At 62.7% G+C, this 13707-nt stretch carries 15 protein-coding genes and 1 riboswitch; of the genes, 8 read left to right on the top strand and 7 right to left on the bottom strand.

All coding sequences use genetic code 11. The features are described 5' to 3' along the window. Positions 1 to 91: 91 nt before the first annotated feature. Positions 92 to 1351, bottom strand: coding sequence for a hypothetical protein (locus ABVN20_RS26020; protein ID WP_368558644.1), 1260 nt, complete (start codon positions 1349 to 1351; stop codon positions 92 to 94). 328 nt (positions 1352 to 1679) lie between these two features. Between ABVN20_RS26020 and ABVN20_RS26015 the strand changes: the two genes are divergently transcribed. The 4 genes from ABVN20_RS26015 (at position 1680) to ABVN20_RS26000 (ending at position 4376) form a co-directional block, all read left to right on the top strand. Then, positions 1680 to 2249: a DUF1254 domain-containing protein gene (locus ABVN20_RS26015; RefSeq protein ID WP_368558643.1), complete on the top strand. Its 570-nt coding sequence runs from the start codon at positions 1680 to 1682 to the stop codon at positions 2247 to 2249. Between the two features lie 30 nt (positions 2250 to 2279). Then, the gene (locus ABVN20_RS26010) at positions 2280 to 2729 is read left to right on the top strand and encodes a hypothetical protein (RefSeq protein WP_368558642.1); all 450 of its coding nucleotides are present in this window, start codon (positions 2280 to 2282) and stop codon (positions 2727 to 2729) included. Positions 2730 to 2802: 73 nt separating this feature from the next. Then, entirely contained in the window at positions 2803 to 3471 is a 669-nt protein-coding gene (locus ABVN20_RS26005; RefSeq protein WP_368558641.1) for a DUF3313 domain-containing protein, read from the top strand. A gap of 401 nt (positions 3472 to 3872) precedes the next feature. Beyond that, complete coding sequence (locus ABVN20_RS26000) at positions 3873 to 4376, top strand: GNAT family N-acetyltransferase (protein WP_368558640.1); 504 nt, start codon at positions 3873 to 3875, stop codon at positions 4374 to 4376. Here ABVN20_RS26000 and ABVN20_RS25995 read toward each other — a convergent pair. Genes ABVN20_RS25995 through ABVN20_RS25985 form a run of 3 tightly spaced genes read right to left on the bottom strand, consistent with a single transcriptional unit; the run spans position 4369 to position 7156 of the window. Then, positions 4369 to 5133: an ABC transporter ATP-binding protein gene (locus ABVN20_RS25995; RefSeq protein ID WP_368558639.1), complete on the bottom strand. Its 765-nt coding sequence runs from the start codon at positions 5131 to 5133 to the stop codon at positions 4369 to 4371. The two genes, ABVN20_RS26000 and ABVN20_RS25995, sit on opposite strands and share 8 nt — an antisense overlap. Continuing rightward, a complete protein-coding gene (locus tag ABVN20_RS25990) occupies positions 5130 to 6134 on the bottom strand; it encodes a FecCD family ABC transporter permease (RefSeq protein ID WP_368558720.1) in 1005 nt (334 codons plus the stop codon). Before ABVN20_RS25990 ends, ABVN20_RS25995 begins: the two co-directional genes overlap by 4 nt. Positions 6135 to 6142: 8 nt before the next feature. After that, entirely contained in the window at positions 6143 to 7156 is a 1014-nt protein-coding gene (locus ABVN20_RS25985; RefSeq protein ID WP_368558638.1) for an ABC transporter substrate-binding protein, read from the bottom strand. Positions 7157 to 7283: 127 nt separating this feature from the next. Further along, a riboswitch (cobalamin riboswitch) is annotated at positions 7284 to 7479 on the bottom strand. A gap of 106 nt (positions 7480 to 7585) precedes the next feature. Between ABVN20_RS25985 and ABVN20_RS25980 the strand changes: the two genes are divergently transcribed. Both ABVN20_RS25980 and ABVN20_RS25975 read left to right on the top strand, forming a co-directional pair. After that, positions 7586 to 8035, top strand: coding sequence for a TspO/MBR family protein (locus ABVN20_RS25980; protein WP_368558637.1), 450 nt, complete (start codon positions 7586 to 7588; stop codon positions 8033 to 8035). A 121-nt stretch (positions 8036 to 8156) separates the two neighbouring features. Next, positions 8157 to 8651 (top strand): cupin domain-containing protein, encoded by a 495-nt coding sequence (locus ABVN20_RS25975; RefSeq protein WP_368558636.1) that lies wholly within the window; start codon positions 8157 to 8159, stop codon positions 8649 to 8651. Positions 8652 to 8688: 37 nt separating this feature from the next. Here the strand turns inward: ABVN20_RS25975 and ABVN20_RS25970 are convergent, their stop codons facing one another. After that, positions 8689 to 9018, bottom strand: a complete 330-nt coding sequence (locus ABVN20_RS25970) for a hypothetical protein (RefSeq protein ID WP_368558635.1) — start codon at positions 9016 to 9018, stop codon at positions 8689 to 8691. 267 nt (positions 9019 to 9285) lie between these two features. Next, the gene (locus tag ABVN20_RS25965) at positions 9286 to 10182 is read right to left on the bottom strand and encodes a DMT family transporter (protein ID WP_368558634.1); all 897 of its coding nucleotides are present in this window, start codon (positions 10180 to 10182) and stop codon (positions 9286 to 9288) included. A 100-nt stretch (positions 10183 to 10282) separates the two neighbouring features. On the opposite strand from ABVN20_RS25965, the gene ABVN20_RS25960 reads away from it, so the two are divergent. Further along, a complete protein-coding gene (locus ABVN20_RS25960) occupies positions 10283 to 11614 on the top strand; it encodes a PLP-dependent aminotransferase family protein (protein WP_368558633.1) in 1332 nt (443 codons plus the stop codon). A 631-nt stretch (positions 11615 to 12245) separates the two neighbouring features. Beyond that, on the top strand, positions 12246 to 12833 hold the full coding sequence (locus tag ABVN20_RS25955; protein WP_368558632.1) for a LysE family translocator: 588 nt from the start codon (positions 12246 to 12248) through the stop codon (positions 12831 to 12833). Here the strand turns inward: ABVN20_RS25955 and ABVN20_RS25950 are convergent. Further along, a complete protein-coding gene (locus tag ABVN20_RS25950) occupies positions 12830 to 13663 on the bottom strand; it encodes an AraC family transcriptional regulator (RefSeq protein WP_368558631.1) in 834 nt (277 codons plus the stop codon). The two genes, ABVN20_RS25955 and ABVN20_RS25950, sit on opposite strands and share 4 nt — an antisense overlap. Positions 13664 to 13707 lie beyond the last annotated feature (44 nt).

Below are 13707 nucleotides of genomic sequence, written 5' to 3'. Positions count from 1 at the left end.
GCAAGGGTGCCCGGCTCGCTGTTCAATCATGTGTACCGGTGGTACGCAGACCCAAGGCCTGAGTTATCGGCCATCTGGGTAGCGGCTTTAACTAACGTACGACCGCCACGTCTGTAAACGTGTAAACGCTTTTCGACGATTGCGACGTCGACTCCAGCGTCAGTACGACACCCAGATCCTCGATAAATGCGCTGGCGTTTTTGCTGGTGCCCTGGTCGCAGTCCAGCGCGATGGCGTCGCCCGCAAGCGAGGCGAACACCTGGCTTGCCGGGAAGCGCTTGCCGACGGTGCAGGTAGCCTCCAGTTTCATCGGTTTGTCGGTGGACTTGGCCGGCACCTCTTCCATGACCGATCGGGTGCTCAGGACCTGGCCCGGCGTCCAGCTGCCGGGGACTTTCACCTCCAGTTCGCGAGTCAGCAGCACGCGACCGTCGCCGATGCCGTTCATTTTCGACTTCAACTGGATCCAGCCGGCCTGGGTCAGGCGCTCGACGTGGAAGGTATCGCTGTAGATCTCGTTCTTCTTCAGCAGGTCGCCGTCCGCGGTGTACTCGACGGTCACCGGGCGGTCCTTGATCGGGTTGCCAGTGCGGGTGGCGAAGGTCACTTTCAGGGTCTTGAACTTCGGTTTCAGCAGCGGCGAGTCGAGACGCTGGAGCACTGCTTGCGGCACGGCCACGGTGTCAATGCCAGTGTCCGGATGAGTGGCCGGGTAATCGCTCGGTGCGATGTCCGGGCGCAATCGGGCGAGCATCGGCCCGTCAACGGCGCCTTGCAGCGAGCAGTTGACCCGCGACCGGGTGCCGGTCTTGCCTTCCGGTTCGACCAGCAGCACGCGTTCCACGCGTTTGCCGGGGGCGGTGCCTGGCTGCGGCTTGATCAGCTGCCATTGATCACCGACTTTCAGTTCGCTGCGCACATAGTTGCCACCCAGGTCGTTCAACTGGCCGGGTTGCTCCAGCAACGGTGCGAGTTTTTTCGCCACGTCGTCCACGCCGCCTTCAACGATGAAACCCCAGTAGTAATACTGGCCGAGCTGGCCCAGGTCGCTGCTTTCATCGACATAAGACAGCAGCTTCATGCCGGCCACCGTTGGTGTGCCACGCAGGGCCACCGAGTTATCCGGGCTGGCGCCGCGGTTCTTCACGGTCATCCACGCGGCGTCCTTTTCCTGCTTGAGCGGCGCGAGCGCCTGCCAGGCCTCGCGATGGGCATTGAGGCTGGTGAAGAAACTGGCGTCGCAACGGGTGAAGGCCTTGAGCGAGTCGGTCAGGGCGGCGTCGTTGGCGTGGGCGGTGGAGGGCATGAACAGGGCAGCAGCAAGGAGCAGAGCAGGGGACGGCAAATTCATGAAACGGGATGTCCTTATCAGGAAATGGCACTGGATAGCGGCAGATGGCCATTATCCAGCGCTTCGGTAGCAAGCTCCAGTGTTGTTTTACCAAGTTAACACTTCGAACAACCGATTGTCCGACCGGCCAGTTCCGCGCAAATGTTCGTCTAGAGTTGCCTTATCTCTGCCGACACCGGCCGAGGTCCCCTACGCACGGACGATCGCCAACATGCTGATATTTCAGACATTGACAGCCGTTGTTGTAACCGTCGCTGCTTCCCTCGCTTTTCCGCTGAACAGTCATGCGCAATCCAGTCCCAGCTCCGAATACGTCCGTGAAACAAACGTGGATGCTCACAGACATGCCTACCCGTTGCTGAGCGGGGATGTCACCCGGGAAGAATTTGCCAGTACTGATGCGGCCAATGGGCCGATGAACACCTTTGTCCGCATGCCGGATTATCCATCGACCGATTTCAAGGGTGGGGCGCGTTCGCACCTCGACACGTTGTATTCGATCGCCTGGCTGGACTTGACCAAGGAGCCGCTGGTGGTCGCGGCACCCAGTTCCGACGGGCGTGTCTACCTGCTGCCGATGCTCGATATGTGGAGCGACCTCTTCGCTTCGCCGGGCTGGCGCACCACCGACAGCCCTTCCGGGCGGTTCCTGGTGACGCCGCCGGGGTGGACCGGAGCGGTGCCCGCCGGCATGGGTCTTCTGCCAGCACCGACGCCCTACGTGTGGATCATCGGCCATGCCAGGACCGATGGCGCGGCCAATATCCAGGCTGGCTACAGCGTGACGCCATTGTCTCAGTTGGGCAAATCGCCGAAGCCGCTGAGCGTCAAAGTCGATCAGAACGTGCTGACGATGCCTTTGTACGGCCAGATGGCCGAGGCACTCAGCGGTCAATGAAACCCATTGGTGATGTCGCAGGAGGTTGTCATGAATCCAGGTACAGCACTGGCCGTTATGCTGGTCGCTGCGAGTGTGTTGGGGTGCACCCATTCCTCCAGCGATTCGGTGAGCGTGGCATTGAAGGGCACACCGAGGAATGCCGGCCAGATCGGCAGGGTGACCCTGACCGACATGGGGGCCACCACCAACTTGAGTTTCTACATCACCGGCGTGCCCACCGGGACCATCCTGCCGCCCAAGCTCTATAGCTTCATCAACAAGGGCAGTTGCCAGCAGCCGGGGGCGGTGGCGTTTGCAATGAACGATCAGGTCAACAGCAAAAGCGATGCCGGCACCAAGGGCTGGAGCTTCTATCGAAGTGCGCCGGTCCCGCTGGCTGAGTTGATGAGCGGGGCGTATTCGATTGTCGTGCGCAGCGCGCCTTCGGACGGCAATGCCGATCTTTACTGCGGCGACGTCGCGCACGCTTCGGGTTGAGTGTTTGAGCGCAGGCCTGCAGCCGCACCCCGTTTTCCCAAGAAAACCGTGTTTTTCCAGGAGCATGACCACTATGAACCTATCGCGAAACCTGCTCGTCGGCGCCTCGCTCGCCGTGCTGTTGCTCAGCGGTTGCACCTCGAAAGTCACCGAACGAAATGAGTATTCCGGGTTCCTTCCCAATTACAACAACCTCAGTGAAGTGACCACCAACAGTGGCGAGAAGGCCATGCGCTGGGTGATTCCATCGTGGAATCCCAATGCCTATGACACGGTGGTGTTCAACCGGCTGGAGCTGTATCCGGCGCCCAAACCCAATGAGCGGGTGAACCGTCAGACCCTCGATGAATTGCAGAGCTACATGACCAGCAAGGCCAAGGGCACGCTCGGGCAGAAATATCGCGTGGTCGGCAGCACCCCGCCGGCGGGCTCCAAAGCGCTGATCCTGCGCGCCGCGATCACCGGCGTGAGTGCCTCCAACGAAGGCATGAAATGGTATGAAGTGGTGCCCATCGCCGCCGTGGTCGGCGCCACCCAGGCCGCCACCGGCTACCGCGACCAGGACACCAACCTGTTCATCGAGGCCGAATTCATCGACGCAAAAACCAACCAGACCGTGGCCAAGGTCGTGCGCAAGGTCTTCGGTACGCAACTGTCCAACGAAAGCGAAAAAATCAGCACCCAGGATTTCAAGGTGGCGATCGACAAGTTGAATGCGGATCTGGCGGCGTTCATTCGTTGACCCGTGTCGCTTACGCCCCCTTCTGTGGGAGCGAGCCTGCTCGCGAAGGTCTTCAACGATGACGCGGGAAACCTGATGCCCCATGGTGCCTGGGCTTGCCTTCTGTAGGAGCGAGCTTGCTCGCGATGATCGTCAACGATGACGCGGAAAACCTGACACCCCGTGGTGTCTGGACTTGCATCGCGAGCAGGCTCGCTCCCACAGAGATCTGCACCCTGCACAAATACCACGGCGTACACAAAACCCCGTGGGAGCGAGCCTGCTCGCGATGGTCGTCAACGATGACGCGGGAAACCTGACACACCCGTGGTGTCTGGGCTTGCATCGCGAGCAAGCTCGCTCCTACAGGGGTGGTGGGGTCTGGTATTGTGGGTGGCTGTATCGGTCAACATCATTTGCGCATGAACCATCGCCCCTCCATCCACGGCGTTACCGTCGCTGAAATCCCCGAGGTCCTGGCCTTTGTCCTGCAGGCCCGTGCCGAGCTGTACCCCAAGCTCAGCGCCGCCGGCATGCCCGCTGACCTGGGGCATTTCGAAGCCACCTACCTGCACGGCGACGGTCGGTTCCTGCTGGCGCGCCAGGCTGGCCGGATCGTGGGCGCAATCGGCTACCTGCCTTACGACGCCCGTTTCCCCCAACTGGATTACCAGGGCCTGAACGTGGTCGAGGTGGTGCGCCTGTTCGTCCTGCCCGAGTTCCGTCGCGTGGGGCTGGCCGCCGAGTTGTACGCCGCCCTGGCGGCATTGGCCCCGGCGCAAGGTGTGCAGGTGATGTACCTGCACACGCATCCGTTTCTCCCCGGCGCGATTGATTTCTGGACTCGTCAGGGCTTCGAGATCGTCGATGTCGAAACCGATCCGGTCTGGCAAACCACCCACATGCATCGGCGCTGCATCAGTTAGACCGCAAGCGCAGGATCTGCGTACCGTCGAAGGGGTCTGTCAGGTAATGCGCCTGCACGCCAAAGGTGTCCTGCAAGCGTTGCGGCGTCAGCACCTCAAGCGGCTTGCCGAGTGCCACCAGCCGTCCCCGGTCGAGCACTGCCAGGCGATCACAGGTCAGCGCCTGATTGAGGTCATGCAGGGCGATCAGGGTCGTCACCGGCAATGACTGCACGCCCTTGAGAATTGCCAGTTGATGCTGGATATCCAGATGATTGGTCGGCTCATCCAGCAACAGGATCTGCGGACGCTGGGCGAGGGCGCGGGCGATGTGCACGCGCTGGCGCTCACCGCCGGACAGGCTGCGCCAGGTGCGCTTGCCCAGGTGCGTCGCATCGACATCCTGCAAAGCCTGATGGACGATGGCATCGTCCTCGCCGGACCACGGGTTCAAGGCCGACAACCAGGGCGTGCGCCCCAGCGCGACGGCATCGAACACGCGAATGGCCTCGTCGGTGTCCGCCTGTTGTTCCACCACTGCCAGTTGCTGGGCGATGCTGCGGCGCGACAACTCGCCCAGTCGCCGACCACCCAGCCGCACTTCACCGCTGGCCGGCGCGCGCAAACCGGCGAGCAGCTTGAGCAAGGTGGATTTTCCCGACCCATTGGGCCCGACGATGCCCAGGGTTTCGCCGCGCTGCACTTCAAGGTCGATACTCTGGAGCAGCACCGCATCGCGCACGCGAAAACCCAGGTTGGAACAACTCAACACACTCATCGAGCATTCCTCCGGCCGATCAGAATCAGGGCGAACACCGGCGCGCCCACCAGCGCAGTAATCACCCCTACCGGAATCACCTGACCCTTGATCAGGGTGCGCGACAACACATCCGCCGCGATCAAAAACAACGCGCCACCCAGGGCACTGACCGGTAACAGGCGCGAATGCCCGGTACCCAGCATCAACCGCGCGGCGTGTGGAATCACCAGCCCGACAAAACCAATCGAGCCGACGATAGACACCATCACCGCCGTGACCAGCGCCGCGCAGCCGATCAACACCAGTTGTACACGCTGCACCGCAATACCCAGCGATGCCGCCGAATCCACGCCAAAGGTGAACGCATCCAGCGCCCGGCGATGCCACAGGCACACGACCAGCCCGGCGATCGCCACCGGTACGGCCAGCCACACCGACGGCCAGCGCACGCCACTGAGATTGCCCAGCAGCCAGAACAGAATGCCGCGGGCCTGTTCGGAACTGGCCGATTTGGTAATCAGAAACGCCGTCAGCGCATTGAACAACTGCGACCCGGCGATGCCCGCCAGGATAATCTGCCCGGTGCCACTGGAAGAGCCGCTGACCCGCGCCAACGCCACCACCAGCGCAAACGCCGCCATCGCCCCGACAAATGCCCCCGTCGACAACGTCAGCAACCCGGCCCCGACACCCAGCAGCGCCACCAGCACCGCGCCGGTCGATGCCCCGGCGCTGATGCCCAGCAAGTACGGGTCGGCCAACGGATTGCGCAGCAACGACTGCAGAATCACCCCGCAAGTCGCCAGCCCCGCACCGCACGCAGCCGCCACCAGGGCGCGGGTCAGGCGATAGTTCCAGACGATGCCTTCGTCGATGGGGTTCAGGACATAACCGGCATCCCACAGTTTGTTGGCCAGCACCTGGAACACCACGCTCGGCTCGATGGCCGTTTCGCCAATGGCCACCCCGGCGAGTACCGCCAGTAACAGCAGGGCCAATGCCAGCAGGGTTCGAATCAGGAGCGCAGTCATTTCGGCAGGTCGAAGCCGTCGATGGCGCTGGCCATTTGTTCAAGTCCCTCGAACATCCGTGCGCTGGCCTGCAGGGCCATGGCGTCGAGGATGATGATGCGGTTGTTTTTCACCGCGTCCATGTTGCGGGTGACCGGGTCGCTGCGCAGGAATGCCAGTTTCTTCTCATGGTCATCGGCGGGGAAACGGCGGCGGTCCATACGCGCGATCACCAGGAACGTCGGGTTGGCCTTGGCGATGGTTTCCCAGCCCACGGTCGGCCATTCTTCGTCGGATTCGACCACGTTGCGAATGCCCAGGGTGCTGAGCATGAAGTCCGGAATGCCCTTGTGCCCGGCCACGAACGGGTCGACGTTCATGTCGGTGCTGGAGAACCACACCAGCGCGCTGGCCTTTTTCACGCCTTTGTTCTGCACCTTGGCCACCGAAGCGGCCAGCTTGGCCTTGAGCTCGCCAACCCATTGTTCGCCCCGTGCCTGCACGTCGAAAATCTGCGCCAGTTGCTCGATGCTCTTGTAGAGGGTGTCGATGCGGAATGGCTCCAGGCGGGTGCCGTCGGCGCCGACCAGGTTGTCCTTGCCTTCGCAATCGGACGGCAGCAGGTAGGTCGGGATCTTCAGTTCATGAAACTGTTCGCGGGTGCCCACGGCGCCTTGCGGGCCGACCATCCACTCGAATTCCACGGTCACCAGTTCCGGACGCTTGCCGATCACCGCTTCAAAACTCGGCTCGTTATTGGCCAGGCGTTCGACCTTGTCGTTCTGTGCCTTGTACGCCCGCAGCACGTCGTTGAACCACAGCGAGGTGGCCGCCACTTTGTCACCCAGGCCCAGGCCATAAAGCATCTCGGTGCCGGCCTGGCCGATGGTCACGGTGCGGGTGGGGGCGTGCGCGAACGTGAGGGGAGTGCCGCAGTTGTCAATCGTCAGCGGGTATTGCGTAGGGGCGGCTTGCGCCAGGGCACACAGACCCAGGCCGGCGAACAGCGCGGTAAGGCGGGGCAACAGCATGAGGCAATCTCCATTTGAACCGTACGTTGAACGGGCGCGGTACGGGTCTGGAAACACACCATCGAACGCTGCGCTAAGGCAGGGCAAGGCCGGTCGGCAAAGATGTCCTCCCCGGACACCCCGCCGGTCAGTGATTTGCTTGGCCGGCAGGTCTCCTGACTGATGCGTCGTCGCCAGGCTCCAGCCTTCCCGGATCAGATCCAGTGGCCAACTTGGAGCAGGCTCGGCACCTACAGTTGCGGGGGCAGTTCCGATTGGCGCCAGGTGCGGCGCTACGGATTCCCTGTTAGTCCCCTTCGGGAACCGGCGGCGTATGGTAGTCGATCGGGCCGCCAAGGGGGAACGTGGTTTTTTTCACCCTCGGCGGGGTGAACTTTTAACGGGGCAAGGCACGTCCAAGTTGAAAATGAACCGAGACAGGAAGCGACCATGACCACGAACTTCTTCATCTTCCTCCTGGCCTGCGCGGCCGCGGCCAGCACCGGTATGCTGTTCAAGCCGGGCGAGTGGTATCGCTCACTGGTCAAGCCTGGCTTCACACCGCCCAACTGGGTCTTTCCCGTGGCGTGGACACTCATCTACCTGCTGCTGGCCTGGGCGGGCTATCGCCTGACCCTCATTCCGGGCAGCCAGACGGTGCTGGCGCTGTGGGCAGCGCAGATTGCGCTCAATACGCTGTGGACGCCGGTGTTCTTCGGCGCCCATCACGTGCTGGCGGGGATGGTGATACTGGTGGTGTTGTGGCTGGTGGTCGCGGCCATGGTGGTCATGGCGCTGCGCCTGGACATCATCACCGGGTTGATTCTGTTTCCCTACCTGGTGTGGCTGTGCGTGGCGGCCGCGCTGAATTTTTCCATCCTGCGGCTCAACCCGCGCTAGCCTGTTACGCCGTGTAAGAACTGAAGTGCCCGGGACGTGATTTATTCGCGTCCCGCGGAAAAATATCATCGCGTTCCAGTTCGCAGGCCGTGCCCTGCGACCGTCATCAGGGAACGCACACATGAATAACTCCGGCTCACGTCGCGCCATCGGCGCATTGCTCATCGCGGCCGGCGCCGCCCTCGCTGCCCCGGCCTGGTCCGCCGCGCTGGACAACAAACAATATTCGTCGATACGCAATGAAGACGTGCAATGGCAGGGTTTCGCGGCCTTTCCCGGCGCGGCGAAACTCGCGGTGATCGTCGGCAACCCAAGCCAGCCGGGGCCCTACGTGGTACGGGTGAAAGTGCCGGACGGCTTGAAGCTGATGCCGCATACCCATCCTGAAGATCGTATCTACACAGTGATTTCAGGCGTGTTCTACATTGGCCAGGGCACGACCTTCGACGCTGACAAACTGGTGGCGTATGGGCCCGGGAGTGTGGTCGTGCTGCCGGGCAATACGCCGCATTTCCATTGGGCGAAGTCCGGGGAGTATGTCACTCAGGTCTACGGGATCGGACCGTTGGGCCTCAAATACATTGATGCGGCGGACGATCCTCGCCAGGCGAAGTGACCCTGCTCAGCGCAGTCGCCGAGCGAAGTCCGGTCTCTCAGTCGCGCAGTAACGAGAGCGCCAATCGAGGCATCTTGAATATGATCGGGCTGGACATAACGGATTCGCGGCGTTGATCGACGATCATCTGCCCGATTTCGAAGCCCAGCTCAGCCGCGTCTTCGCGCGACACGAACAGCAGCGAAGGGGTCTCGCGCGCCTCTTCCAGTTCTTTACCGTCGAACCAGACGGAAACTTTCGTGGTGTGATGGGTTTGCAGGCCGCCGGTATCGCGAGGGCGTGCAGTGACAGGGCCGAATGTCTCGACAAAAATCTCGTGGCCCAGGTAGGTAACTTGCTTGGTCATGGTTGAAGGCTTTGCGGTCATGCGGGCTTTCCGTAGCGCTGTATCGAACAATGAGCGGCAACATACGGGAAAAATCTTGCAGTACCAAATTGATATCATGACAAAATAATTACTGTCACATGACCTGCTCGCTCCTACAGGGGCGGTGTCCTGCCGAAGGCTTGCACACAAAAATCCAGGAAGCTGCGCAGCTTCGGGGTCATCCGCTGATCAGGCGTGTACAGCACGTGCATCGGCGACGGAGGTCGGGCTTAAGTGCGGATCCGCAGGAAACGTATCTGGGCCCGGCTATCTGGAAAACCGCTTCGCCCCCGCCACACACAAAATCACCGCCAACGTCACCGCCACCATGCCGATGCTGACCTGCTCATGCAGCAGGCCGGCCGCCAGTGCCAGGCCAAAAAACGGCTGCAGCAATTGCAGTTGTCCCACGGCGGCAATTCCGCCCTGGGCCAGGCCGCGATACCAGAACACGAACCCGATCAACATGCTGAACAACGACACGTAGCCCAGACTGAACCACGCCGGCAGGCTGATGCCGGTCAAGGTTGCGGGGGCACGCCAGGCGCTGAGCAGGGCCATGGCCGGCAGCGACAGCACCAGCGCCCAGCAAATCACCTGCCAGCCGCCCAGGGTCCGCGACAGTTTGGCGCCTTCGGCATATCCCAGGCCGCAGGCCAGTACGGCCAGCAGCATGAGAATGTCGCCCGTGGGGTTGGCGGTCACGCCCTGGGACAGGGCGTAGCCCGAGACCAGCAAACTGCCCAGGATCGAAAACAGCCAGAACGCCGGACGGGGTCGTTCGCCACCGCGGATCACGCCGAATGCGGCGGTGGCCAGCGGCAGCAGGCCGATGAACACGATGGAGTGGGCCGAGGTGACGTATTGCAGGGCCAGTGCGGTCAGCAGGGGGAAGCCGAGGACCACGCCGAGGGCGACGATCAGCAGCGGCAGGATTTGCTGGCGGGTAGGGCGCTTCTCCTTGAACAGGGTCAGCAGGCACAGGGCGAGCAGACCGGCCAGGGTGGCACGGATGACCGTGAGGAACACCGGGTCGAACTCCAGCACGGCGACGCGGGTAGCGGGCAGGGAGCCGCTGAAGATGATCACGCCGATCAGGCCGTTGAGCCAGCCGCTGGCGGATTTCGCCCGGGGCTGAGTGTTGAGCTGGGTGGTTCGTTCCATGGCGGTCACTCGACAGGCGTTGGCGGTGGTGGGTTGCGTTGCGGGCATCGTATGACCGAGTATTGAGACAATCAAAAAATTGTCATGGATACATCGCCCCATGCCTCGTTTACGCTACAAGTCGCTGGTCGACACCTATGCCGCCGATATCCGTTCGGGGCGCCTGGCACCGGGTACCCGGTTGCCGACCCATCGCCAGCTGGCGGCGGAGCATGGGCTGGCCTTCGTGACGGCCAGCCGGGTGTACGCCGAGCTGGAAGCCATGGGGCTGGTCAGTGGCGAGACCGGGCGCGGCGCCTTTGTGCGGGAGATGTCGCTGCCGGCGGGCCAGGGTGTCAGCCAGCATGTGGTGGCGGTGGGCATGGCCGACCTGAATTTCAATTATCCGTCGTTGCCGGGGCAGGCCGATCTGTTGCGCACCGCGTTGCGGCAACTGGCGTTGTCGGGCGACCTGGAGGCCCATCTGCGTTACCAGCCCCACGGCGGGCGCCTGCATGAGCGGGCGTCGATTGCCCGGCATCTGCAGTCGCGGGGCCTGAGCGTGGAGGCGCAGCAGGTGTTGATCGTCAGCGGCGCCCAGCATGGTCTGGCCGTGGCGATGATGGCGCTGCTCAAGCCAGGGGATGTGATCGCGGCAGATGCGCTGACCTACACCGGCTTCAAGGTGTTGGCCGAATCGTTGCACCTGGAGATTGTGCCCATTCCGGTCACCGACCGCGGGCCGGATCTGGAGGCGCTCGAACGGCTTTGTCGAAAGCGCTCGGTGCGGGCGGTGTACAGCATGCCGACGCTGCACAACCCGTGTGGGTGGGTGATGGATGTGGCTTGGCGCGAGCGCCTGGTGACGATTGCGCGCCAGCATGAGCTGTTGATCATCGAAGATGCGGCCTACGCATTTCTGGTCGAGGACGCGCCGCTGCCGGTGGCGCAAATGGCGCCGGAGCGCACGGTGTATGTGTCGGGGTTCTCGAAGAACGTTGCCACGGGGTTGCGGGTCGGTTTTGTCGCAGCGCCGCCAGACAAGGTGCCGGCGCTGGAACGGGTGATCAGGGCAACGACCTGGAACACGCCAGGGGTGATGACCGCGATTGCCTGTGGCTGGATAGATGACGGAACAGTCGCCCAACTGGAGGCGCAGAAGCGCGCCGACGCCCAGACACGCCAGGCGTTGGCGGCTCAATTGCTCAAGGGGCTGCGCTGCATGACGCATCCGTCATCGTATTTTCTGTGGTTGCCCCTGGGCGAGGATGCGCGCTCGGACCAGATCGCCGTGGAGTTGATGCACGAACAGGTTGCCGTCTCCACCGCCGAACCCTTCGCCACCTCGGTGCACGTGCCCCACGCCATCCGCCTGGCGCTGGGCTCGGTGGATATGCAGGCGTTGCGTGAGGCGTTGGTCAAAGTGAAACGGGTGGTTGGCGCGTATTCCTGAATGACAAAGTTCAAACAACCCATCCCTCCCTGTGGGAGCGAGCCTGCTCGCGATGGTCGCCAACGATGACGCTGAATGCCTGACACCCCGCGGAGGCCTTGAGTCCATCGCGAGCAAGCTCGCTCCTACAGGGGGCGGCGGTGGTGAAAATAGATTGTGTGTACACCGACAATCACTGTGGGAGCGGGCTTGCTCGCGATGGTCGTCAACGATAACGCTGAATGCCTGACACCCCGCGGCGGCCTTGAACCCCATCGCGAGCAGGCTCGCTCCCACAGAGGGGTTGGTGGTGAAAACAGATTGTGTGTACACCCCCAATCCTTGTGGGAGCGAGCCTGCTCGCGATGGTCGCCAACGATGACGCTGAATGCCTGACACCCCGCGGCGGCCTTGAATCCATCGCGAGCAAGCTCGCTCCTACAGGGGGGGCGGCGGTGGTGAAAATGGATTGTGTGTACACCGGCAATCCCTGTGGGAGCGGGCTTGCCCGCGATGGTCGTCAACGATAATGCTGAATGCCTGACACCCCGCGGCGAGCAGGGTTTGGGGATTGGGCAGTTTTGTTCAATACCAGACCCGCCCGGTTATTTACCTTGGAGCCCTTGGTTCAACTGAAGGGAAGAAAATAACCATGAGTCTGATCATGTCGATGGCCGCTTTCGCACTGGTGGCTTCCATCACGCCGGGGCCGGTGAATATTGTGGCGTTGAGTTCGGGGGCGCAGTTCGGGTTTCGCGCCAGCCAGCGGCATGTGGCCGGGGCGACGCTGGGGTTTGTGTTGTTGCTGGTGTTGATGGGCCTGGGCTTGCACGAGCTGTTGCAGCAGTGGCCGCAATTGACGCGTGTCGTGCAACTGGCCGGCGTGGCGTTCCTGTTGTTCATGGCCTGGAAGCTCGCCGCGGACAACGGCCAGCTCGATGCGAAGGACTCGGCACGGGCGCCGTCGATGGTCTACGGCGCGGTGATGCAATGGCTCAACCCCAAGGCCTGGCTGGCCTGCGTGGCGGGGATGGGGGCGTTTGTCGCCGATGGCGAGGCGCGGCTCATCTGGCAGTTTGCGGCGGTGTACCTGGTGATCTGCTACCTGTCCGTCGGCTGCTGGGCGTACGCCGGCACTTTCCTGCGCGGTTACCTGGAAAACCCGGCGGGCATGCGCCTGTTCAACCGCGCCATGGCCCTGTTGCTGGCCTTGAGCGCCGTCTACCTGCTGCTGCCCTAGACGCCGCGATACTGCCCCGGCGTCGCCGCCAGGTGCTGTTTGAACGCCCGCTGAAAATGCGCCTGGTCGGCAAAGCCCGCCTCCAGTGCCACATCGGCGATCAACCGGCCACTGCGCAGGCGCTCGCGGGCGAACTGGATGCGCTGGTTGACCAGAAATGCATGGGGCGTCATGCCGTAATGCTGCTTGAAGGCGCGGATCAGGTAGGACGGCGACAACTGCGCCGCCTCGCAAATGTCTTCCAGCTTGAGCAGTTGCGTGCAGTGCTCGCGAATGAAATCCGCTGCCCGCTCCAGCTTGAAATTCGGCTCGCGCACGGGGGATTCACCGGGGTTGAGCCGCTGCTGCACCTCGGTGAAAAACTCCACCGCCGCACTCTGTTTGCCCAGCACGTCCTGCTGGCTGTCGACCAGCGTCTCGTACAACGCCCCAAGCCCGTTGAACAGGCCGACGTCCTGGGTATGCGTGGCGGTAAAACGCCGGAACGCCAGATCCTGGGCGAACCCAAGCTGATGCTGCAGATCGGTCAGCCACGCGGTTTCCACATACAACATCAGGTACGACCACGGCTGGTCATCAATCGGGTTGCAGGCGTGGACATCGCCCGGATTCATCAACACCACCGTGCCGGCGCTGACCTCGAACGACGCCTGCTCATGGAGGTAAGTGCTGCGCCCGGCAGTGATCGCCCCGATGGAAAAATGCGCGTGGGAATGGCGGCTGTAACAGACCTCGCGGCCATCGGCGATGGATCGGGCCTCGATGAAGGGCAGGGCGTCGTCGCGCCAGAAACGCGGGGCCTTGTCGGTGTGTCTGGCGGTGGGTTTCATCGTCGCGGTCCTGGGCAGATGCGTAGTGCAGTGTATGCGCTGCG

The organism is Pseudomonas sp. MYb118 (assembly GCF_040947875.1).
Taxonomy (GTDB): domain Bacteria; phylum Pseudomonadota; class Gammaproteobacteria; order Pseudomonadales; family Pseudomonadaceae; genus Aquipseudomonas.
This window is presented reverse-complemented; position numbering and strand designations above follow the sequence as displayed.